This is a genomic window from Amycolatopsis marina (assembly GCF_900111885.1).
GTDB classification, from domain to species: Bacteria; Actinomycetota; Actinomycetes; order Mycobacteriales; family Pseudonocardiaceae; genus Amycolatopsis; species Amycolatopsis marina.
In genome coordinates this window covers 51,948-72,464 of the sequence record NZ_FOKG01000026.1, presented here as the reverse complement: position 1 = coordinate 72,464, position 20,517 = coordinate 51,948, and the positions used below count along the sequence as shown (strand labels likewise).

At 69.2% G+C, this 20,517-nt stretch carries 17 protein-coding genes; 12 read left to right on the top strand and 5 right to left on the bottom strand.

What is annotated here, in order from left to right:
- Positions 1-13: 13 nt before the first annotated feature.
- Positions 14-1,978, bottom strand: coding sequence for an acetate--CoA ligase (acs, locus tag BM199_RS29110; protein WP_091678297.1), 1,965 nt, complete (start codon positions 1,976-1,978; stop codon positions 14-16).
- Between the two features lie 196 nt (positions 1,979-2,174).
- On the opposite strand from acs, the gene BM199_RS29105 reads away from it, so the two are divergent.
- From BM199_RS29105 to BM199_RS29055, 11 genes are all read left to right on the top strand, one after another.
- Entirely contained in the window at positions 2,175-3,254 is a 1,080-nt protein-coding gene (locus tag BM199_RS29105; RefSeq protein WP_177242845.1) for a sensor histidine kinase, read from the top strand.
- 106 nt (positions 3,255-3,360) lie between these two features.
- A complete protein-coding gene (locus tag BM199_RS29100) occupies positions 3,361-4,131 on the top strand; it encodes a LytR/AlgR family response regulator transcription factor (RefSeq protein ID WP_091678295.1) in 771 nt (256 codons plus the stop codon).
- Positions 4,128-4,511, top strand: coding sequence for a hypothetical protein (locus tag BM199_RS29095; protein WP_091678292.1), 384 nt, complete (start codon positions 4,128-4,130; stop codon positions 4,509-4,511). The genes BM199_RS29100 and BM199_RS29095 overlap by 4 nt, the downstream gene beginning before the upstream one ends.
- Positions 4,508-6,283: a sodium/solute symporter gene (locus tag BM199_RS29090; protein WP_091678289.1), complete on the top strand. Its 1,776-nt coding sequence runs from the start codon at positions 4,508-4,510 to the stop codon at positions 6,281-6,283. Before BM199_RS29095 ends, BM199_RS29090 begins: the two co-directional genes overlap by 4 nt.
- 101 nt (positions 6,284-6,384) lie before the next feature.
- Positions 6,385-6,738, top strand: coding sequence for a DUF485 domain-containing protein (locus BM199_RS29085; RefSeq protein ID WP_091678315.1), 354 nt, complete (start codon positions 6,385-6,387; stop codon positions 6,736-6,738).
- Positions 6,738-8,345: a solute symporter family protein gene (locus BM199_RS29080; RefSeq protein WP_091678287.1), complete on the top strand. Its 1,608-nt coding sequence runs from the start codon at positions 6,738-6,740 to the stop codon at positions 8,343-8,345. The genes BM199_RS29085 and BM199_RS29080 overlap by 1 nt, the downstream gene beginning before the upstream one ends.
- 156 nt (positions 8,346-8,501) lie before the next feature.
- On the top strand, positions 8,502-8,912 hold the full coding sequence (locus BM199_RS29075; RefSeq protein ID WP_091678285.1) for a hypothetical protein: 411 nt from the start codon (positions 8,502-8,504) through the stop codon (positions 8,910-8,912).
- 77 nt (positions 8,913-8,989) lie between these two features.
- Positions 8,990-9,892 carry a universal stress protein gene (locus tag BM199_RS29070; RefSeq protein WP_091678282.1) on the top strand — a complete coding sequence of 301 codons (903 nt, stop codon included), beginning with the start codon at positions 8,990-8,992 and terminating at the stop codon, positions 9,890-9,892.
- Between the two features lie 536 nt (positions 9,893-10,428).
- The gene (locus BM199_RS29065) at positions 10,429-11,835 is read left to right on the top strand and encodes an FAD-binding oxidoreductase (protein WP_091678280.1); all 1,407 of its coding nucleotides are present in this window, start codon (positions 10,429-10,431) and stop codon (positions 11,833-11,835) included.
- Between the two features lie 62 nt (positions 11,836-11,897).
- Positions 11,898-13,202, top strand: a complete 1,305-nt coding sequence (locus BM199_RS29060; protein ID WP_091678277.1) for a class I SAM-dependent methyltransferase — start codon at positions 11,898-11,900, stop codon at positions 13,200-13,202.
- Between the two features lie 181 nt (positions 13,203-13,383).
- Positions 13,384-13,788, top strand: a complete 405-nt coding sequence (locus BM199_RS29055) for an SsgA family sporulation/cell division regulator (protein ID WP_091678275.1) — start codon at positions 13,384-13,386, stop codon at positions 13,786-13,788.
- 182 nt (positions 13,789-13,970) lie between these two features.
- On the opposite strand, the gene BM199_RS29050 is transcribed toward BM199_RS29055, so the two are convergent.
- The 4 genes from BM199_RS29050 to BM199_RS29035 all read right to left on the bottom strand — a co-directional run bounded on the left by BM199_RS29050 (position 13,971) and on the right by BM199_RS29035 (position 18,630).
- On the bottom strand, positions 13,971-14,807 hold the full coding sequence (locus BM199_RS29050; protein ID WP_091678313.1) for an ABC transporter ATP-binding protein: 837 nt from the start codon (positions 14,805-14,807) through the stop codon (positions 13,971-13,973).
- 31 nt (positions 14,808-14,838) lie between these two features.
- Complete coding sequence (locus BM199_RS29045) at positions 14,839-15,909, bottom strand: FecCD family ABC transporter permease (protein ID WP_245788869.1); 1,071 nt, start codon at positions 15,907-15,909, stop codon at positions 14,839-14,841.
- A complete protein-coding gene (locus BM199_RS29040) occupies positions 15,906-16,976 on the bottom strand; it encodes a FecCD family ABC transporter permease (RefSeq protein WP_091678269.1) in 1,071 nt (356 codons plus the stop codon). Before BM199_RS29040 ends, BM199_RS29045 begins: the two co-directional genes overlap by 4 nt.
- 67 nt (positions 16,977-17,043) lie before the next feature.
- Positions 17,044-18,630, bottom strand: coding sequence for an amidohydrolase (locus BM199_RS29035; RefSeq protein WP_091678267.1), 1,587 nt, complete (start codon positions 18,628-18,630; stop codon positions 17,044-17,046).
- 154 nt (positions 18,631-18,784) lie between these two features.
- On the opposite strand from BM199_RS29035, the gene BM199_RS29030 reads away from it, so the two are divergent.
- Positions 18,785-20,485 carry an ABC transporter ATP-binding protein gene (locus tag BM199_RS29030; RefSeq protein ID WP_245788867.1) on the top strand — a complete coding sequence of 567 codons (1,701 nt, stop codon included), beginning with the start codon at positions 18,785-18,787 and terminating at the stop codon, positions 20,483-20,485.
- Positions 20,486-20,517 lie beyond the last annotated feature (32 nt).

Genomic DNA, 20,517 nt, shown 5'->3' with positions numbered 1-20,517 from the left:
CGTGTTTGGTGGGTTATTCGTCGGTGGTGTTTTTGTTGAGGCCGGTGGTGATGTGGTCCATGACGGTGGTGTCGGCGAGGGTGGTGACGTCGCCGGGTTCGCGGTTTTCGGCGATGTCGCGGAGGAGTCGGCGCATGATTTTGCCGGAGCGGGTTTTGGGGAGTTCGGGCACGACGAGGATTTGGCGGGGTTTGGCGATGGGCCCGATCTCGGTGGCGACGTGGTTGCGCAGGGTGGTGGCGGTGTCGGTGCCGTGGTCGGTGGCGGTGCCGCGGAGGATGACGAACGCGACGATGCCTTGTCCGGTGGTGGGGTCGGTGGCGCCGACGACGGCGGCTTCGGCGACGTCGGGGTGGGACACGAGGGCGGATTCGACCTCGGTGGTGGAGATGCGGTGCCCGGAGATGTTCATGACGTCATCGACCCGGCCCAGCAGCCAGATGTCGCCGTCGTCGTCGTATTTCGCGCCGTCACCGGCGAAGTAGAAGCCCTGCTCGGCGAAGCGGGACCAGTAGGTGTCGCGGAAACGTTGCTCGTCGCCCCAGATCCCGCGCAGCATCGCCGGCCACGGCTCGTCGAGCACCAGGTATCCGCCGCCGCCCGGGGGGACTTCGACCCCTTGGTCGTCGACCACTTTCGCGGAGATCCCGGGCAGGGCGCGTTGCGCGGAACCGGGTTTGGCCGCGGTGACCCCGGGCAGCGGGGAGATCATGATCGCCCCGGTCTCGGTCTGCCACCAGGTGTCCACCACCGGGCACCGCTCACCGCCGATGTGTTCGCGATACCACATCCACGCCTCCGGGTTGATCGGCTCACCCACACTGCCCAGCACCCGCAGCGACGACAGGTCGTAGCGGGCGGGGATGTCGGCACCCCACTTCATGAACGTGCGGATCAGCGTCGGCGCGGTGTAGTAGATCGACACCTTGTGCTCGGCGATGATCTCCCAGTGCCGCCCCTCGTGCGGGGTGTTCGGCGTGCCCTCGTACACCACCTGCGTGGCCCGGTTCGCCAACGGCCCGTACACGATGTAGGTGTGCCCGGTCACCCACCCGATATCGGCGGTGCACCAGTACACATCCTCGCCCGCCCGGTGATCGAACACCGCATGATGGGTGTAGGCCGCCTGCGTCAGATACCCACCCGAGGTGTGCAGGATCCCCTTCGGCTTCCCCGTCGTGCCCGAGGTGTAGAGGATGAACAACGGATGCTCCGCGTCGAACGCCTCCGCGGTATGACTGTCCGACTGGGCCTCGACCACCTCGTGCCACCACACATCCCGGCCCTGCACCCACGACACCTCATCCCCGGTCCGGCGCACCACCAGCACCGTTTCCACCGACTCCGCCCCCGCCAACGCCTCATCCACATTGGCCTTCATCGGCGCCGCCTTACCCCGCCGATACTGCCCATCGGAGGTGATCACCACCTTCGCGGCCGCATCATCGACCCGCGACCGCAACGCCGCCGGGGAAAACCCCCCGAACACCACACTGTGCAACGCCCCGATCCGCGCACACGCCAGCATCGCCACAATCGCCTCCGGGATCATCGGCAACTGAATCGCCACCCGATCCCCCGACCCCACCCCCAACGACACCAACGCATTCGCCGCCCGGCACACCTCAACCCGCAACTGCCCATACGTCAGATCCCGCCGATCACCCGGCTCCCCCACCCAATGAATCGCGACCTGATCGGCAAACCCCGCCTCCACATGCCGATCCACACAGTTATAAGCCACATTCAACGACCCACCCACAAACCACCGCGCCACCGGAGCCCCGGACCAGTCCAACACCCGATCCCACCCCCGCTCCCACGACAACCGCCCCGCCTGCTCCGCCCAAAACCCCTCACGATCAACCCCAGCCCGCTCATACCACTCCCCAGACACATTCGCCCCCGCCACAAACTCAGCAGACGGCACAAAAGAACGGGTTTCACTGGACAAGTTGGACAAGGCGTCGTTGCTCATGACCGAGGACCATAGAACGGGACCGGCGGCGAGACGAGCGCCCACGCGACGGACGGCGCGCGAAACGGGACAAACGGTCATACGGACGGCCAGGATCGTCGGTCGGCGGAGGTCGCTTCCAGCCATCCGTGATCACCGTCGTCCGAACGGGCCACCTAGTATCTGGTGCTACCCGTCGACGCGGATGGGAGTGACGATGACGGTTCCCGCCGGCCGGGCGAACAGCCGGGACACTCTGTGGCCACGGCTGCCGAAGTCGCGCGCGGACACCGCGTCGGTACTGGAGACCGCGCGACACGTGACCGACGATCTCGCCGACGGCCTCTCCGGCCCACGGGTGCGTTCCGCCGCCAGGGGCATCCGGCGGCTGCTCGCCGCCGAGGCCGCGGGGCTTGCCGACCTGTCCGGCAGGCTGGTGCTGGCCGGGACCGTGCCGTCCGACATCGACCTCGGCACCGTCGTGGAGAAGGTGCTGCAGACCGAGAGCCGCGCCGGCCGGGGCCGGGTGGTGGCGCTGCCGCTGTACGTGCACGATGAGATGGCCGGGGTGCTGGTGGCCTGCGGCGGGATGAAGACCGCGGCCGTGCGCGAAGTTGCCGGCGTGATCGTGGCCGCGTTGGAACGGGGGCACCTCGAGGCGTCCGCCGAACACGCGGCGCAGGCCGAACTACGGGCGCTGCGCGCGGAGATCTCGCCGCATTTCGTCTACAACGCGCTCACCGTGATCGCGGCGCTGGTCCGCCCCGAACCGGATCGTTCCCGGGAACTGATGCTCGACTTCGCCGACTACATCCGGTACAGCCTGGCCAGCCACGGCGAGTACACGACCGTGGCCGACGAGTTCCACGCCATCGAGACCTATCTCGCCCTGCAGCGAGCGGTCCTCGGCGACCGACTCCGTGTTCAGGTCAGGGTGGCCCCGGAGGTCCTCGCGGTCGCCGTCCCCTATCTGGTCCTGCAGCCGGTGGTGGAGAACGCGATCCGGCACGGTATCGAGCCGCGCACGGGCGGCGGGCTGGTACTGGTGACGGGCGAGGCCGAAGGCGCCGACTGCGTGATCAGCGTGGAGGACGACGGGGTCGGGATGGACCCGGAGCTGGCCGCTTCGATCCTGGCGGGCAACAGCCCGTCCGGGAGTATGGGGCTGGCCAACGTCGACCGGCGGCTGCGTAACGTGTACGGCCCCTGGTTCGGGCTGGTCGTCGAGACGGCCGAGAACGACGGCACCCGGGTGATCGTGCGGGTGCCGAGGTTCCAGCCCGGAGTGATGCCGTGAAGACACCTGCGCCGGACGGGAGAAGGATCATGAGCGACCGGCACCGCGAGCAAGCCGGGCACAGCACCGAGAGAAGTGCAGCCCGCCGGCGAATGAGGCAAGGATCATGAGCAGCGGACTGCGTGTGCTCGCCGTCGACGACGTCCCGGCAGCCCTGGACGATCTGTGCCGGTTGCTGCGGGAAGCGGCCGAGGTGGGTGACGTGACCGGAGCGGGGGACCCGCTCTCCGCACTCAGGATGATCCAGAACGAGCGGTTCGACGCAGTCTTCCTGGACATCGCGATGCCCGGCCTGGACGGCCTCGAACTCGCCTCGCTGCTGTCGAAACTCGCCGAGCCGCCGGTGGTCGTCTTCGTCACCGCGTACGACGAGCACGCGATCGCCGCGTTCGGCGTAGGAGCGGTGGACTACCTGCTCAAGCCGGTCCGCCCGGAACGCCTCGCGGACGCACTGGCGCGAGTCACCCGCATCGCGCCCACCGAGGAGTCGGTGCCGATGCAACCGGACGCCATGGCCGCGCTGCCCGTCGAGTCCGGCGGCCGGACCCGGTACGTCCACCGGGACGAGGTCCGCTTCGCCGAGGCTCACGGCGACTACGTCCGCCTGCACACGCCGAGCGGCGTCCACCTGGTCCGCATGCCGATCTCCCGGCTGGAGGAGTACTGGGAGAACGCCGGTTTCGCGAGGGCGCACCGGGGCTTCCTGGTCGCGCTGGAGGCGGTCCGGGAGCTGCGCAGCGACTCCGTCGGCGGCCTGCTGGCCCATACCGACCTCGGCGACGTGCCGGTGAGCCGCAGGCACGCGCGGGAACTGCGGGAACGCCTGCTGCACGCGGCTCGCCGTGGTGATCTGAGCCGGCCCGAGCAACGTCTGTGACCGGCAACCGCAGGGTCGCGGTCACCAGCCCGCAGACCCGGCTCGCGCACTCCCGCCGCAGGCACAGGGGCCGGTGGCGGGTCAGCACCTTGGACCCCGCCGAGGCCGAGCACGCGGTAGTTCTCTACCGGATCCAGCGCAGGCGAGCGGCGATCGCGGTCGGCCTGCTCGCGCTGCTCGTGTTCGGTCTGTCGCTCGCGCTCACCGCTTTCCCCGGTCTTGCGGACGTGCGTCTCGCGGACATCCCCGTGTCCTGGCTGGCGCTGGGGGTGCTCCCGTTCCCGGCCATGGTGCTGCTCGCCGTCTGGCAGTTGCGCAGGGCGGAAGCCCCCGAACACTCGGATCTCGAGGACGGCGATACTCGCGGGGCCGCGCGATGATCGTCGCGTTCGCCGTCGCGCCGGTCATCATCGTGACGCTGCTGATCGGGCTGCGCGGGGTCGCCGCGATGCGGACGACCTCGGACTTCCTGGTCGCGTCGCGAAGAGTGTCCCCGCTGCTCAACTCGGCGGCGGTGTCCGGTGAGTACCTCTCCGCGGCATCCTTCCTCGGAGTGGCCGGGCTCGTGGTGAAGGACGGGATCGGCTCGCTCTGGTACGCGGTCGGATTCGCCGCGGGGTTCATCGCCATGCTCGCGCTGGTCGCCGCGCCGATGCGCCGCTCGGGTGCGCTCACCGTGCCGGACTTCGCCGAGGCCCGGCTCGCCTCCCCCAGCCTGCGCAAACTCGCGGCGGTCGTCGTGCTGGTGATCAGCGGCCTCTACCTGGTTCCCCAGTTCCGGACGGCGGGTCTCGTGCTCAGCGTGGTCAGCGGATCGCCGTACTGGGTCGGTGTCGTCATCGCGGGCGCCGCCGTGAGCATCACCCTCGCGCTGGGCGGGATGCGCGCCGCCACCTACGTACAGGCGTTCCAGTTCTGCTTCAAGCTGGTTCTGTTCATAATTCCGGCGATCTGGTTGCTGCTGCAGGTGAGCCCCACCGTGCGGGAGGAGGCTCTGCATCCGGTCGAGTTCACCGAGTTCGACCGCGAAACCTCGGTCGTCTTCCGGGTCCCGGTGACGCTGGATGTGCCCGAAGGCGCCGCTGTGCGGGAGCCGGACGGATCGGTGACCCCGCTGCCACCGGGAGACTGGCAGGTCCCCGGCGGTCGCACCGTGGTCTTTCCGGAAGGCTCAAGGGTGCCCGCGCTGCCCGGCGAAACCGCGCCCGGCGGGCCTGGCTGGCAGCGGCCGCTGCTCGACCTGCGGGAAACCGGCTACCCGCTGCTCAGCACCTGGGCGGTGCTGCTGGCCACGATGCTGGGGACGATGGGGCTCCCGCATGTGCTGATGCGGTTCCACACCAGCCCGGACGGGCGCGCCGCCCGGAGAACCGCGGCGTTCACGGTGGTCCTGCTCAGCGTCTTCTACCTGTTCCCCGGTATCTACGGCGTGCTCGGCAGAGTGCTGGTGCCGCAGCTGTACCTATCGGGGGCCACCGACACGGCGGTGGTGGCGCTGCCCGCCCAGGTGGACACCGGCCCGTGGGGATCGCTGTTCACCGCCCTGCTCACCGCGGGCGCGTTCGCCGCGTTCCTGGCGACGTCGCTCGGGCTGCTGCTGGTGGTCTCCGGAGCGATCTCCCACGACCTCCTGCCCGGCGGACTGAGACAGCTCCGGGTCACCGTTGTCGGGGCGGCCGTGATCGTGGTGTTGCTGGCACTTCCCGCGGCCCGGTTCGACGCGGGGACGTTGGTGACTTGGGCCTTCACCGTGGCGGCTTCGACGTTCTGCCCCCTGCTGGTACTCGGAATCTGGTGGTCCAAACTCACCGCGCCCGGCGCCATCGCCGGAGTGGCGGCGGGGCTCGCCGCCTCGGCTGGAGCCTTCACCGCCGTCCTGTTCGACCCGCCTGTCGACGGCTGGCTCGCCATCCTGCTCATCCAGCCGGCGCCCTGGTCGGTGCCACTGGCGTTCGCCACCATGATCGTGGTGTCCCTGTTCAGCAGGCCGCCTCCCTGGTCGACCGCGGCGATGCTGCGGCTGCACCTGCCCGAGCACCGCGTCTCGCCGTTCGGCGACCGGCAGGCGGCCGTGCGCGACCTGGGCCATTCGTCGTGGTCCGCCCGCCGCTCGTCGGCCGTTCGTCGCATCACGCGCCGGTTGGTCCGCTGAGGATTCCGGCATTTCGCCTGTGTTCCTACTGTGGCGCGGAACACGGTGTCCAGGCAGGCACGCCTGCCCGCGACATTGCCGCACGCGACGAGGAGGTCGAAGTGACGACGAGTGAGCAAACGACCGGTCTACCAGGACCAGAGGTGTGGAACGAGGCCCACTCGAGCGCCGAATTCGTGCAGCTTCGCAGGCGGTTGCGTGGGTTCGTGTTTCCGATGGCCGCGGTGTTTCTCGGTTGGTACCTGCTGTACGTGTTGATGGCGGACTACGCGCATGGGTTCATGTCGACGCCCGTGTTCGGGAATATCAACGTGGGGCTGATTTTCGGGTTGCTGCAGTTCGTGTCGACGTTCGTGATCACCGGTCTGTATGTCCGCTACGCGAACCGGAAGCTGGATCCGATCGCGGACAAGATCCGGGAAGACATCGAAGGCGCAGAGGGTGGTGAGCGCTGATGGTGTTCGCACAAGGTGTTGAGGGCGGCAGCCCGCTGTTGAACATCAGCATTTTCGCCGCGTTCGTGGTGGTGACGCTGGTTGTGGTGTTCCGCGCGTCGCGGAACACCAAGACCGCGTCGGACTACTACGCGGCCGGGCGGTCCTTCTCGGGGCCGCAGAACGGGGTCGCGATCTCCGGGGACTATCTGTCGGCGGCGTCGTTCCTCGGGATCACCGGCGCGATCGCGGTGTACGGCTATGACGGGTTCCTGTACTCGATCGGGTTCCTGGTCGCGTGGCTGGTGGCGTTGCTGCTGGTCGCGGAGCTGATGCGCAACACCGGCAAGTTCACCATGGGTGACGTGCTGGCATTCCGGATGCGCCAGCGTCCGGTGCGGGCCGCGGCGGCGACCTCGACACTGGCGGTGAGTTTCTTCTACCTGCTCGCCCAGATGGCCGGCGCCGGGATCCTGGTGTCGCTGCTGCTGGGTATCTCCAGCGACGCCGGGCAGTCCGTGGTGATCGCCGTGGTCGGCGTCATCATGATCATCTACGTGCTCGTCGGCGGGATGAAGGGCACCACCTGGGTCCAGATCATCAAAGCCGCGCTGTTGATCTCCGGTGCCGCGGTGATGACCGTGTGGGTGCTGGGCCGCTACGGGTTCAACCTGTCCGGCCTGCTCGGCGGCGCGGTGGAACGCGCCGGTGCGGGCGGCGAAGGGTTGCTCAACCCCGGCGCGAAGTACGGCGCCACCGACACCACCAAGATCGACTTCCTGTCGCTGGCGCTGGCCCTGGTGCTGGGCACCGCCGGACTGCCACACGTGCTGATGCGGTTCTACACCGTTCCCACCGCCAAGGACGCCCGCCGCTCGGTGGTCTGGGCCATCGCGCTGATCGGGCTGTTCTATCTGTTCAGCCTCGTGCTCGGCTACGGCGCCGCCGCCATCGTCGGCCCGGACACCATCGCGAACGCCCCCGGCGGGGAGAACGCCGCCGCACCCCTGCTCGCCCTCGAACTCGGCGGGCCGTTGCTGCTCGGGTTCATCGCCGCGGTCGCGTTCGCGACGATCCTCGCCGTCGTGGCGGGGTTGACGATCACCGCGAGTGCGTCGTTCGCCCACGACGTGTACGCCAACGTCATCAAGAAGGGCAAGGTCGACAGCAAACACGCCGAGGTGCGCGTCGCCCGCATCACCGCACTGGTCATCGGCGCGGTCGCGATCGTCGGCGGCATCGGCGCCAAGGACCAGAACGTCGCGTTCCTGGTCGCGCTGGCCTTCGCCGTGGCCGCCTCGGCGAACCTGCCCACCATCCTGTACTCACTGTTCTGGAAGCGGTTCAACACCAACGGCGCACTCTGGTCCATCTACGGCGGACTCACCATCACCATCCTGCTGATCGCGTTCTCCCCCGCCGTGTCCGGCGGGCCCAAGTCGATGATCAAAACCGTCGACTTCGCCTGGTTCCCGCTGTCCAACCCTGGCCTCGTCTCCATCCCCGTGTCCTTCTTCCTCGGCTGGCTCGGCACCCGCCTGTCCAGCGAACACCTCGAGGACAAATACAACGAAATGGAAGTCCGCTCCCTCACCGGAGCAGGCTCCGAAAAGGCCACCCCACACTAGAAACCCAACCCCACCGGACGGAGCGTCCGGGCAGATGACCAGCGCGGCCTCCCCGCATTCCGGGGAGGCCGCGCTGTTGTCCAGCGGTGCCTCGGCCTCGGCTGTGCCAGAGTTGACCGCATCGATTGCGGAGACCCCGCGAATCAGGAGGCGGATATGCGGTTGAATCTTCTCCGGCGGGCCTGCGGCGTCGCACTGCTGCTCGCCGTGGCCCTTTCCCTCTCCGCATGCGGCGGCACGGACGAGCCCGAGGACGAACCGGAAAGCACGGTGCCGAGCAGCGCACCGCTGCCGACCACCACGCCCGGTTCTCCCCCACCGGACACGACCGCGTCGTTACCCCCACCCACCCGGGGCGAGGTGACGGTGCGTGGGGTGGTGCAGCAGGGTGTGGAAGCCGGTTGCCTGCTGCTCGACGGTGAGGGCGGGCCGTACCTCCTGCTCGGCGGACAGCAGGAGCTGCGGGCCGGGGCCGAGGTCGTGGTGCGCGGCCGCGTCGAACGGGACACGATGACCACCTGTCAGCAGGGAGTTCCGCTCAAGGTCACCGAGGTGCGGCCGGGCTGATCGCGGACGTGTAGGAATCCTGACGGCCGGGAAGTCCGGAGACGCCAGGCATCGCATCCCCGCGCAGGAGGAAGCTGATGGTCTCCGACCAGGCGTCATCGACCAGGCAACCCGTCGTCGTCGGGTTCGACGACTCCGCCGGTGCGGCAACGGCCGTGGACTGGGCCGCGGACGAGGCGGCGGCACGTGGCTGTCCGTTGTTGATCGTGCATGCCTTCCAGTGGACCCCTCCGGTACTGACAGCCGGATGGACCGGAATGGATTGGGGAGGCGAGGAACAGGGCCGGAAACTCGCGAACAACCGATTGCTCACCCTGGCCGAGCAGTGCCGAGCCGTCCGGCCGGAACTCGAGGTGCACACCTCACTGCCGGACGGAAGGCCCGAGCAGACGTTGCCGATGATCGCCGAAGAGCAGAGGTCCCCGCTACTGGTCCTCGGGTCGTCCGGACTGAGCGCACTGCCCCGTGCCTTGCTCGGCTCCACCGCGGGCGAGACAGTGCGAACGTCGCGAGTCCCGGTCGTCGTGGTCCGGGGCCACACCGGCGAGACGGCAGGGCAAGGACCGGTCGTGGTCGGCGCTGACGGGTCACCTGCCAGTGATCGAGCAGTGGACTTCGCTTTCGACTTCGCCGGACGCCATCGCCTCTCGGTGCGTGTCGTGCACGCCTGGTCCGACAACCCGCTGGATCTCATGGAACCGGCACACACCGGTGAGCGCCAGGACAACCCGGCCGAGGCGGACGAACCCGCCCGCAGGCAGGTCGCCGCGCGACAGCGGGACTGCCCCGACGTGCCCGTGCACTGGGAACGTGTGGACGACCGGCCCGCGCACGCCCTCCTCACCTACGCCGAGGACGCGACGCTCGTTGTCGTGGGCAGCAACGGCCGCGGTCCCGTCAGCCGGGTCTTCCTCGGCTCGGTCAGCCACGCCGTCCTCTACCACGCCCCCTGCCCCGTAGCCGTCCTCCGCGCCAACTAACCCGAATTTGCACTTTCGGGGCGCGAGTTGGCGGTTTGTGCGCGGGTGTTTGCGGTTTGTGCGCGCGAGTTTGCGGTTTGTGCGCGTTCCGGGACACGTGGTGGGGTTTCGGGCTCGCCCTCGGCGCGCCCTGCGCAATTGTCGCTCCACGCATCACCCTTTCGAGGTGGCCGGTAGCGACAATTACCCAGGGAACGGGACCGCCGCCCCGGTTTCTGTCGTACCCACTTCCTATCCTTGTGGGGTGACTAGTTCAGGGGGAAACGTGGTGGTGCCGGGGCTGTCCCGGCGAAGATCGGTCCTCGTTGCGCGGTTGCAGTCTGTGGAGCGGACTCGGTCCACAATGGAGGCGCGGCAGCCGCCGACAACACCCTCACCATCACCACACCCACCAGGCACCGACACACCACCCGACCACCCCGCCTCCACAAACCCCTCGGATCTGCCACCCGCAGTCAGCGGTTCGGCTGCCCCAGGCGGAGTACAAGCGGATAATCCCAGTGGACCCGGCGCGGCTTGCGAGCGAGGATGGACCTATGGCGGACGCAGCCCGAGGTCACGGTGCCGGATCAGCGGCCGGACTCGAACATCCGGGGCATCACGCACGGGTCCAACACCTGCGCGCACAACTCCGGGCCGTACCGCGGGGTAGCCCGATTCGCCTCGCCAAGCGCACCTCCAACCTCTTCCGCGGCCGCGGGAAGGTAACCCCGCACGGACTCGACGTCTCCGGGTTCACCGAGGTGCTGCACGTCGACCCCGACGGGCTCACCGCCGACGTCGAGGGCATGGTCACCTATGAGCAACTGGTCCGGGCCACGCTCGAACACGGCCTCATGCCGCTGGTCGTTCCCCAACTGAAGACGATCACCCTGGGTGGAGCGGTGACTGGCCTGGGCATCGAGTCCTCGTCGTTCCGGCACGGAATGCCCCACGAGTCGGTCCTCGAACTGGAGATCCTCACTGGCGAAGGAAAGGTCGTCGTCGCGACCCCGGACAACGAGCACCGGGACCTGTTCACCGGCTTTCCGAACTCCTACGGCACCCTCGGCTACGCACTGCGACTGCGCATCGCGCTTACGCCCGTCAAGCCCTACATCCGAATCCGGCACATCCGCCACGACGACCCGGACGCCTACTTCGCCGAACTCGACGAGGTCTGCCGCGACGGCCGGTACCGGGGCGAGCCGGTGGACTTCGTGGACGGCACGGTGTTCGGCCCTGGTCAGCAGTACCTGACGCTCGGCACCTTCACCGACACGGCGCCGTACACCTCCGACTACACCTGGTTGGGCATCTACTACCGGTCGATCCGCCGCAGACGCGAGGACTACCTGACCGTGCGGGACTACCTGTGGCGGTGGGACACCGACTGGTTCTGGTGCTCAGGTGCGCTCGGCGTGCAACACCGGCCGGTGCGCCTGTTGCTCGGCAGGCGGCTGTTGCGTTCCGACGTCTACTGGAAGGTCGTGAACTTCGAGCGCAAGCACCGGGTGATGGCCCGGATCGACGCGGTTCGGGGCGCGGCGCCAAGGGAGACCGTCGTGCAGGACATCGAGGTCCCGGTAGACAAGGCGGCCGAGTTCCTGGACTTCTTCGAACGAGAAATCGGCATCAGCCCGGTGTGGGTGTGCCCGATCCAGCAGCGGGACCGGACACGGTGGCCGCTCTACGAACTGGATCCCGACACCCTGTACGTGAACTTCGGGTTCTGGTCCTCCGTGGAACTGGACGAAGGTGAACACGACGGCACCCACAACCGCCTCATCGAACAGACCGTCACCCGGCTGGGTGGCCGAAAGTCGCTCTACTCCGCCAGTTTCTACGACAGGGACGAGTTCTGGCGGCTCTACGACGGGACGACCTATCGGGCGTTGAAACAGCGGTACGACCCGGAGCAACGCCTGCTCGATCTCTACGACAAATGCGTCCTCGGCCGCTGACCGGCGAGGACAACGCAGGAAACGGCAGCCAGGTGGTGCACACGGGAACGAGGTGGGTGTGAATGGACACGACACACGACCGGCGCAGGCAGACGACCGGTGGGGCCGGCACCGAGCGGGGACTCGCAGGCGCGTTCGACACGTTGCTGCCGCAGGGCGCCCCGCTACGGATCGACATGTACGACGGCAGCAGTGCGGGTTCGCCCGAAGCTCAGCACGGGATGGCACTGAACTCCCCGGCCGCGGTGAGTTACCTGCTGTCTGCGCCGGGCGAGCTCGGACTGGCTCGCGCCTACGTCACCGGCCACCTCACCATCACCGGTGACCTCTACACCGTGCTGCGCACGCTCGTCCCCCTGCTCGACACGTTCGGCTGGCGGGACGCGGTGCGACTGCTCCGGGATCTGGCTCCGGGCCATCTCCACCGGCTCAGCCCCCCACCGGAGGAACTGGTCGGGCGGATTCGCCGCGGCTGGCTCGGCCTGCGACATTCCAAGGGCCGCGACAGTGTGGCCATCTCGCGGCACTACGACGTGTCCAACCGCTTCTACGAGATGGTGCTCGGCCCGTCCATGGCCTACACCTGCGCCTGCTTCCCCAAGCGGGAGGCCACGCTCGAGGACGCCCAGTGGCACAAGTACGACCTGGTGTGCCGCAAACTCGGGCTCGAACCCGGGATGCGGTTGCTGGACGTCGGCTGCGGCTGGGGCGGCATGGTGATGCACGCCGCGGAGCACTACGGCGTGCAGGTACTCGGGGTGACACTGTCCCGGCAGCAGGCGACCTGGGCACAGAAGGCCATCGTCTCCCGCGGCCTCGCCGACCGGGCCGAGGTGCGCCATCTCGACTACCGCGACGTCACCGAGTCCGGCTTCGACGCCGTGTCCTCGATCGGCCTGACCGAACACATCGGAGCCCGCGGACTGCCCGCGTATTTCCGGTTCCTGTCCTCCCGGCTGCGCGTCGGCGGCCGCCTTCTCAATCACTGCATCACCAGGCCGACGAGCTCCGCGCCGCACCGGGTCGGCCCGTTCTTCGACCGCTACGTGTTCCCGGACGGTGAACTGGAGGGCATCGGCGAGATCGTGTCGGTGATGCAGGGCAACGGTTTCGAGATCAGGCATGACGAGAACCTGCGTGAGCACTACGCGCGGACGCTGGCCGCCTGGTGCGCGAACCTGGACGCGAACTGGGAGGACGCCGCGACCGAGGCGGGCATCGGGCGGGCGAGGGTGTGGGCGCTCTACATGGCGGCCTCCCGACTGGCGTTCGAGCGCCACCAGCTCGAACTGCACCAGACCCTGGGCGTGCGCGTCGCGGCGGACGGCTCGTCGGGTATGCCCTTACGGCCCGACTGGGGCGTCTGAACCGGACCCGACCTGCGGCCGCGCACTCCACGACAAGCTGTGACCGCCGTTACGGCAAGATAAACATATTCACCCGATCACGTGAGAATCCCGGTTCCAGGCGTCACGACCTGTCGTCACGGCCATCCCCTCATCAACAAGCCCGTTCGCGCCGTGCGAACAACGACAGGAGGGGCGAGACGTGATCACCGACTCCGTACACCAGCACCAGTTCGTCGCACTGAGCAGCTCACCGGCGCCGGTGCTCTCCCGCTGCTCCTACCTGGCCTACGAGCCCTACGCCGTGAGTATGGCCTTCCAGGCCGAGAAGGGGCGATGGGTGGAGTGGTCCTTCGCCAGGGAGCTGCTCGTGCAGGGGCTCACCGAGCCCACCGGGATCGGCGACGTCCGGGTCCGGCCCGACCTCGCGCTGGACGACGACGTGCTCATCCTGGAGATCGAGTCGCCGGACGGCTACGCGGTCGTCGAGATGCAGCGAGACGACGTGGAACGCTTCCTCGCCGCCACGATCGACCTCGTCCCGCTCGGCTCCGAGGAGGAGCACTTCGACGTCGAGACGCTGATCGACGAGATCACCAACGTGTGACGTACCCGAAGTAACCCCTCACGGTGCGGGATGGTGCGTCCGCAAGTACCCCCATGCAAGATCAACGACAACTTCAACCGCTACCAAGACGCGCTCGCGCGCACCTAGTTGGTGGTAGTTGGAGCACAAGATGATCTTACTTGGGGGTACTTGCAGACACCCCAAGCAAAACTCGGGCGCGGCTATCGGTTGCCGGTGGCCGCGCCTGCTCGTGCTGCGGGCTCCCTGCCGGATCGAGAGCGGCGCAGTGGAACGACCAGCGGGGTGCCCGTCTCCGGGTCGTCGATGATCCGGCAGGGCAGACCGAAGACGTCGTCCACCAGTTCCGCGGTGATGACCACTGCCGGGTCGCCCTCGGCGACCACCTCTCCCCCGGGCCGCATCACGATCAGGTGAGTGGCGTAGCGGCATGCCTGGTTCAGGTCGTGCAGCACGGCGACCAGCGTGTGGCCCTCGTCCTCGTGCAGGTCGGCGCAGAGGTCGAGCACCTCGACCTGGTGGGCGATGTCCAGGAAGGTGGTGGGCTCGTCGAGCAGCAGGATCGAGGTCTGCTGCGCCAGGACCATGGCGAGCCACACCCGCTGACGCTGCCCGCCGGAGAGTTCGTCCACCAGCCTGCCGGACAGGTCCAGCACCCCGGTCCGCCGCATCGACTCCGTCACCACGGCCTCGTCCTCCCCGGACCACTGCCGCAGCAGCCGCTGGTGCGGGTAGCGCCCTCGGGCGACGAGGTCGCCGACGGTGATCCCGCTCGGCGCGATCGAGGTCTGTGGCAGCAGGCCGAGTCGCCTCGCGACCTCCTTCGAGCGATACTCGGCGATGGCGGACCCGTCGAGGTACACCGCGCCGGTCACCGGCTTGAGCATCCGGGCCAGCGCCTTCAGCAGCGTCGACTTCCCACAGGCGTTCGGGCCGACGATGACCGTGAAGGACCCGTCGGGAATGGCCACGCCGAGGTCGGTGGCGACGGTTCGCTGATCGTAGGCCAGCGTCAGGTTCTCCGCGTGCAGCCTGGTCATCGTGTCGTCCTCGCTCCTCGTTCGTGCCCGTTCATGGCCGTCCACGCCGCCACTCGCGAGCCAGCAGCCAGATCATGTAGAGCCCGCCGATGACGCCGGTGGCCGTGCCGACCGGCAGCTGACTCGTCGGGAACAGTCGCTGAACGGCCAGATCGCCACCGGCCAGCAGCAGCGCGCCGAGCAGCGCGGCGGGAATCAGGCTGGCTCCGGGCACCTTCGTGAGCTTGCGGGTCAGTTGTGGCGCGGCCAGCGCGACGAACGCGATCGGCCCCGCGGCGGCGGTGGCGACGGCCGCGAGGGACACGCTCACGGCGATGAGCACGAGACGGCTCGTCTGCACCCCGACACCCAGTGCCTTCGCGGCGTCGTCGCCGAGCTCGAGCATGCCCAGCCGCCTGCCGTGGTGCAGGGCGAGTGGCACCAGCACGGCAACCGCCAGCCCCACCGGCAGGGCGTGGTCCCATCCCCTGCCGTTGATGCTGCCGATCAGCCAGCCCTGCGCCGCAAGGGCGTCCTGCAAACTGGCCTGGGTGATCAGGTACGAGTTCAGCGCCAGCGCCATGGCGCCGATGCCGATACCCACGAGGATGAACCGGAACCCCTGCACGCCACGGGTGAAGGCCAGCAGGTAGATGACCACCGCGGTGACCAGCCCACCGAGCAGCGCACCGCCCGCGACCTGGGCCATGGACCCGTTCATCACGATGATCACCAGCAGGGCACCGCTCGCCGACCCGTGGGTGAAGCCGATGATGTCCGGACTCGCCAGCGGGTTTCGCGTCAGCGTCTGCATGATGGCACCGCTCACCGCGAGCGCGGCACCGACGAGCACGGCGGTCAGCACGCGCGGCAGGCGCAGGGTGTTGACGATGAAGTCGGCACCGGAGTCACCCTGCCCGGCGAGCGCGCGCAGCACCTCCGCCACCGAGAGCGGGTACTCGCCGGTGGTCAGGGTGACCACCACGACACAGGCGAGGATCACCGCCAGCACGGCGCCGACGACGAACGAGCGTCCGTTCACGCGTACCGACCAGTCGTCACGCCTGCCGCGCAGGACGCGACCGGTGATCGGTCCTCCCGCGCTGATTCCCGGTGTGCTCACAGGGCGGCCGGCTTCCTGCGCCTGCACAACGCGATGAACACCGGCGCCCCGAGAAATGCTGTCACGATCCCGACCTGCAGTTCACTCGGCGCGGCCACCACCCTGCCGAGCACGTCCGACCCGAGCAGCAGGATCGGCGCGAGCACGAGCGAGTACGGCAGCACCCAGCGCTGATCGGGGCCGACCAGCAGCCGGGCCACGTGCGGGACGGCCAGGCCGACGAACCAGATGGGGCCGACCGCCGCCGTCGCCGCGCCGCACAACAGCGTGACCGCGACGGCGCCGACCAGACGCGTCCGGCCGAGGTTCGCGCCCAGTGCCTTGCCGAGCTGGTCGCCCATCGCCAGGACGTTCAGCGGCCGGATCAGGGAGAGCGCCAGCACGATGCCCGCCAGGATGAAGGGGAGCACCGCCCACAGCACCCCGTATCCGCGACCGGCGAGCGAGCCGACGTTCCAGAAGCGGAACTCGTTGAACGCCAACGGGTTGAGCAGCAGCGCCGCGGTGTTGAAGGCGTACAGCACCGCGGTGAGGGCCATGCCGGCGAGCACCAGTCGCTCGGGTGTGGCGGTGCTGCGCCCGGACGACCCGATCAGGTACACCACGACGGAGGCCACCGCGGCGCCGGCGAAGGCGAACCAGACATAGCCGAGCACCGACGCGATTCCGAGGAACCCGATCGCCACGACCACCCCGCTCGACGCGCCGAGGCTGATGCCGAGCAGGCCGGGGTCGGCCAGCGGGTTGCGGGTCAGGGCCTGCATCAGCGCCCCCGAAAGACCAAGGGCCGCGCCGACGAAGAAGCCCAGCAGAGTTCTCGGGATCCGGTAGGAGTGGATGATCACCGCGTCGCTGGAGCCGTCGTGGTGCCAGAGGACGTTCCACGTCGAGGAAAACGGGATGTCCCTCGTGCCGACCCACACGCTGAGCAGGACCACGACGGCGAGCACGCCGACGGCGGCAAGCAGGCCGACGGCTCGCACCGCGTGCGCAGCGCGCCGTTCACCGGGTTGCGGGTTCCCGGGTGCCTCCTCCACTACGGGAGGCGAGTCCGCGGCGACCGACACCGAATACCTCCCGAACGCGTACCACCTGACCAGGTGAGGTGAGGCTAACTGAACTACTGGGACCGGATCAACGCGGCAGGCTGGTGCCTGAGGTGTGCACGAACACACCTCCGCTGATCGTGGCTCGGACCTCGATCTCCCCGATGCTCGAGGGCCGCACCCGGCGGGGGTCGTCCCCGAGAACGACCAGATCCGCGTGCTTGCCCGGCGAGATCGACCCGAGCACGTCCTCCCACCGGCACGCACGGGCGGCGCCGACGGTGTAGGCGTACAGGGCCTGCTCGACGCTGATCCCCTCGTCCCCGCCGACGGTCCTGCCGGAGCTGGTTCTGCGCTCGACCATGAACTGGATGGCCCGCAGCGGCGCGCCCTCGGTGACCGGCCGGTCCGAACTCCCGGCGAGGGCGACGCCGTGATCGAGGAAGCCACGACCTCGATAGAGCCAGGGTGCGCGGTCCTCCCCCATGATCGCGGCGTAGTCGTCACCGAGGAACCACAGGAAGTTGGGCTGCACCACCGCGGTCACCCCGAGGTCGGCGAAACGCCGCAGCTGGTCCGGACGCACCAGGCCCGCGTGCTCGATCCGGTGCCGGACATCGGAGCGGGGGTACTCGCGCTGCGCGCGCTCCAGCGCGTCGAGCGCGACGTCCACGGCGCGGTCCCCGATGGCGTGCACCGCCAGCTGCCAGCCTGCCTGGTGCCCGTCGACGATCAGCTCGGTGAGCGCCCGCGGGTCGGCGTAGAGCTCGCCGTTGTGCTCGAGCCCGACGTAGGGCTCCGTCAGCGCCGCGGTGCGCGGCATCATGCCGCCGTCGGTGAAGACTTTCAGCGCTCCGATGCCGAGGCGGTCACCGCCGAATCCCGTCCGCAGGCCCAGGTCCAGCGCACGGGGAATGCCGTCGTCCGGATGCGCCGACGCCCGGCGCAACGCGTCGCCGACGACCATCAGCTGTACCCGCAGCGGGAGACGTCCGGTGTCCGCCGCTCGCTGGTAGGCGGCGAGCTCCACCGGGCTGTGGCTGATCAGGCCGCCACCGATGCCCGCCTCGGCGCACGCCGTGATGCCCTCGGCGAGGCAGGTTCGCCCCGCGTGCTCGATGGCGTCGACCAGTTCGGTGACCGAGTAGGGCTGACGCAGTTCCCGTACCGCGGCCATCCCGCTCTCCGCGAGTACGCCGTCCTCGTGATCGATGCCTTCCGGAAGGAGGTTCAGCACGGCGCTGTTGACCACGCACGCGTGTCCGGAGTCGTGGACCACGAAGACCTTGCGGCCCGCGCTGACCCTGTCCAGCTCCGCGGCGGTGAGGTGCCTGCCGTACGGGCGCTGGTCGTAGCCGCTGATGTCCACCCACTCGCCGGGCGCGGTGTCCTCCGCCGTGGCGCCGATCCTGGTGAGCGCGTCCTCGACGCCCGCTGCCGAGTCGATCCTCGGGCTACGGGCGCTCAGGCCCGCCCAGGCCAGGTGCACGTGGGCGTCGATGAAGCCCGGCAGCACCGTCGCTCCGCCGAGGTCGATCTCCTCGCGGGCGGGCAGCGAGGCGACCTCTTCGTCGAGTCCGACCACCCTTCCCTGCCAGATGCCGAGCTGCCGCGCGCCGGGCCGCGCCGGGTCCATGGTGACGAAGTCGGCGTTCACCAGCCGGGTGTCGAGCATCCACTCTCCTGTGTTCGAGGGCGTCCGGTCGTTCTTCGGGGCGAGATCACATCGCCGTGTCGCGAAGTTAGAGTAGCCTTACCTTCCGGTTTACCGGTTCAGCGAGAGAGGGTGTTTCGGGGTGTGCGCTGCCAGACCGGCGGACCGTGACGGGGTGAGCGGGCACGACGTGGCGACCGGCGGCAGTGTTCTTCGCGGTGCGGTCCGCGGCCAACGGCGGTATGTCGCGGGCGCGTCGCTGCTCGCGGCCTGCCATCAGGCCGGCGAGGCGCTCGTGCCCGTGGTCGTCGGTGTGGTGATCGACCAGGCCGTGTCCACCGGCTCGGTGCCCGCCCTGCTGCGCTGGCTCGTCGTCCTCGCGGTCGTCTTCGCCGGTCTCTCGGCGAGCTTCCGGTTCGCGGCACGAGCGAGCGAGCGTGCGGCCGAGCAGGCCGCACACGGGTTGCGCGTCGAACTCAGCTCCCGCGTGCTGCACGCCAGGGGTGGCGCTGAATCGGGCAGGCTGCCCGGAGCGCTGGTCAACATCGCGACGGGCGACGCCAAACGCGTCGGCGCGGTCAACGGGGTCCTGCCCTTCGGCATCGCCGCCGTGGCCGGGCTGCTGGTCAGCGCCGTGGCACTGCTGCGCATCTCCGTTCCGCTCGGCCTGCTGGTACTGCTGGGCACCCCACCGCTGCTGTTGCTCACGCATCTCGTCGGCCGTCCGCTGGAACGGCGCAGCGGCGTGGAGCAGGAGCAGGCGGCGCACGCATCGGGGATCGCCGCCGACCTCGTCGCGGGCCTGCGTGTGCTGAAGGGGATCGGGGCCGAACCCGCTGCCGTGGCGAGGTATCGCCGCACCAGCAGGGTCTCGCTCGCGGCCACCCTGCGCGCCGCGAAGGCCCAGTCCTGGCATGACGGGGTCATTCTGGCTCTGACCGGCGTGTTCATCGCGGTCGTCGCGCTCGTCGGCGGGCAGCTGGCCGTAGCGGGCACGATCAGTGTGGGTGAACTGGTCGCCGCCGTCGGCCTCGCGCAGTTCCTGCTCACACCGTTCCAGATGTTCTCGTGGGTCAACGGCGAACTCGCCCAGGGCAGGGCGTCCGCGGCCCGCATCGCCTCGGTGCTCGCGGCACCGCACGCCGTCGGTACCGGGACCGCGAGCCCGGTGCTGCCGGCGGACGGCGGGGTCCGGCTGCGCGGGCTCAAATACGGCGCACTGCGCGGAGTCGACCTCGACATCGCCCCCGGCACACTCCTCGGCGTGGTCACCACGGATCCCGCCGCCGCTGCCGACCTGCTCGACTGCCTCGCCAAGGAGGCCGAGCCCGGTTCCGGCTCGGTGGAACTCGACGACGTTGACCTGTCCGATATGGACCCGGAACGGATCAGGGAAGTACTTGTGGTCGCGGCGCACGATGCGGACCTGTTCGAGCTGAGCGTCCTGGACAACGTACTGGCCGGTCGAGGCGGCGACACGGTGGACGTCGCGCCGGCGATGGCCGCGGCCACGGCCGACGAGGTCGCCCGGAGCCTGCCCGATGGCGTGGCGACCGTGCTGGCCGAGCGCGGACGATCGCTGTCCGGCGGGCAGCGTCAGCGGGTCGCGCTCGCGCGGGCGCTCGCCGCCGATCCGCCGGTGCTCGTGCTTCACGATCCGACCACCGCCGTGGACGCGGTCACCGAGGCACGGATCGCGACCGAGATCGCGCGGTTGCGCAGCGGCCGAACGACGGTCCTGGTCGGTACCAGCCCTGCGCTGCTGGCCGCCGCGGACCGCGTGGTGCTGCTGGAGGACGGGCGCGTCGCGGCCGATGGCGCACACGCCGACCTCGTGCACTCCCATCCCGGTTACCGGTCGGCGGTGTTGTCATGAGCGACCGGCACCGTGAACGAGTCGGGTACGGC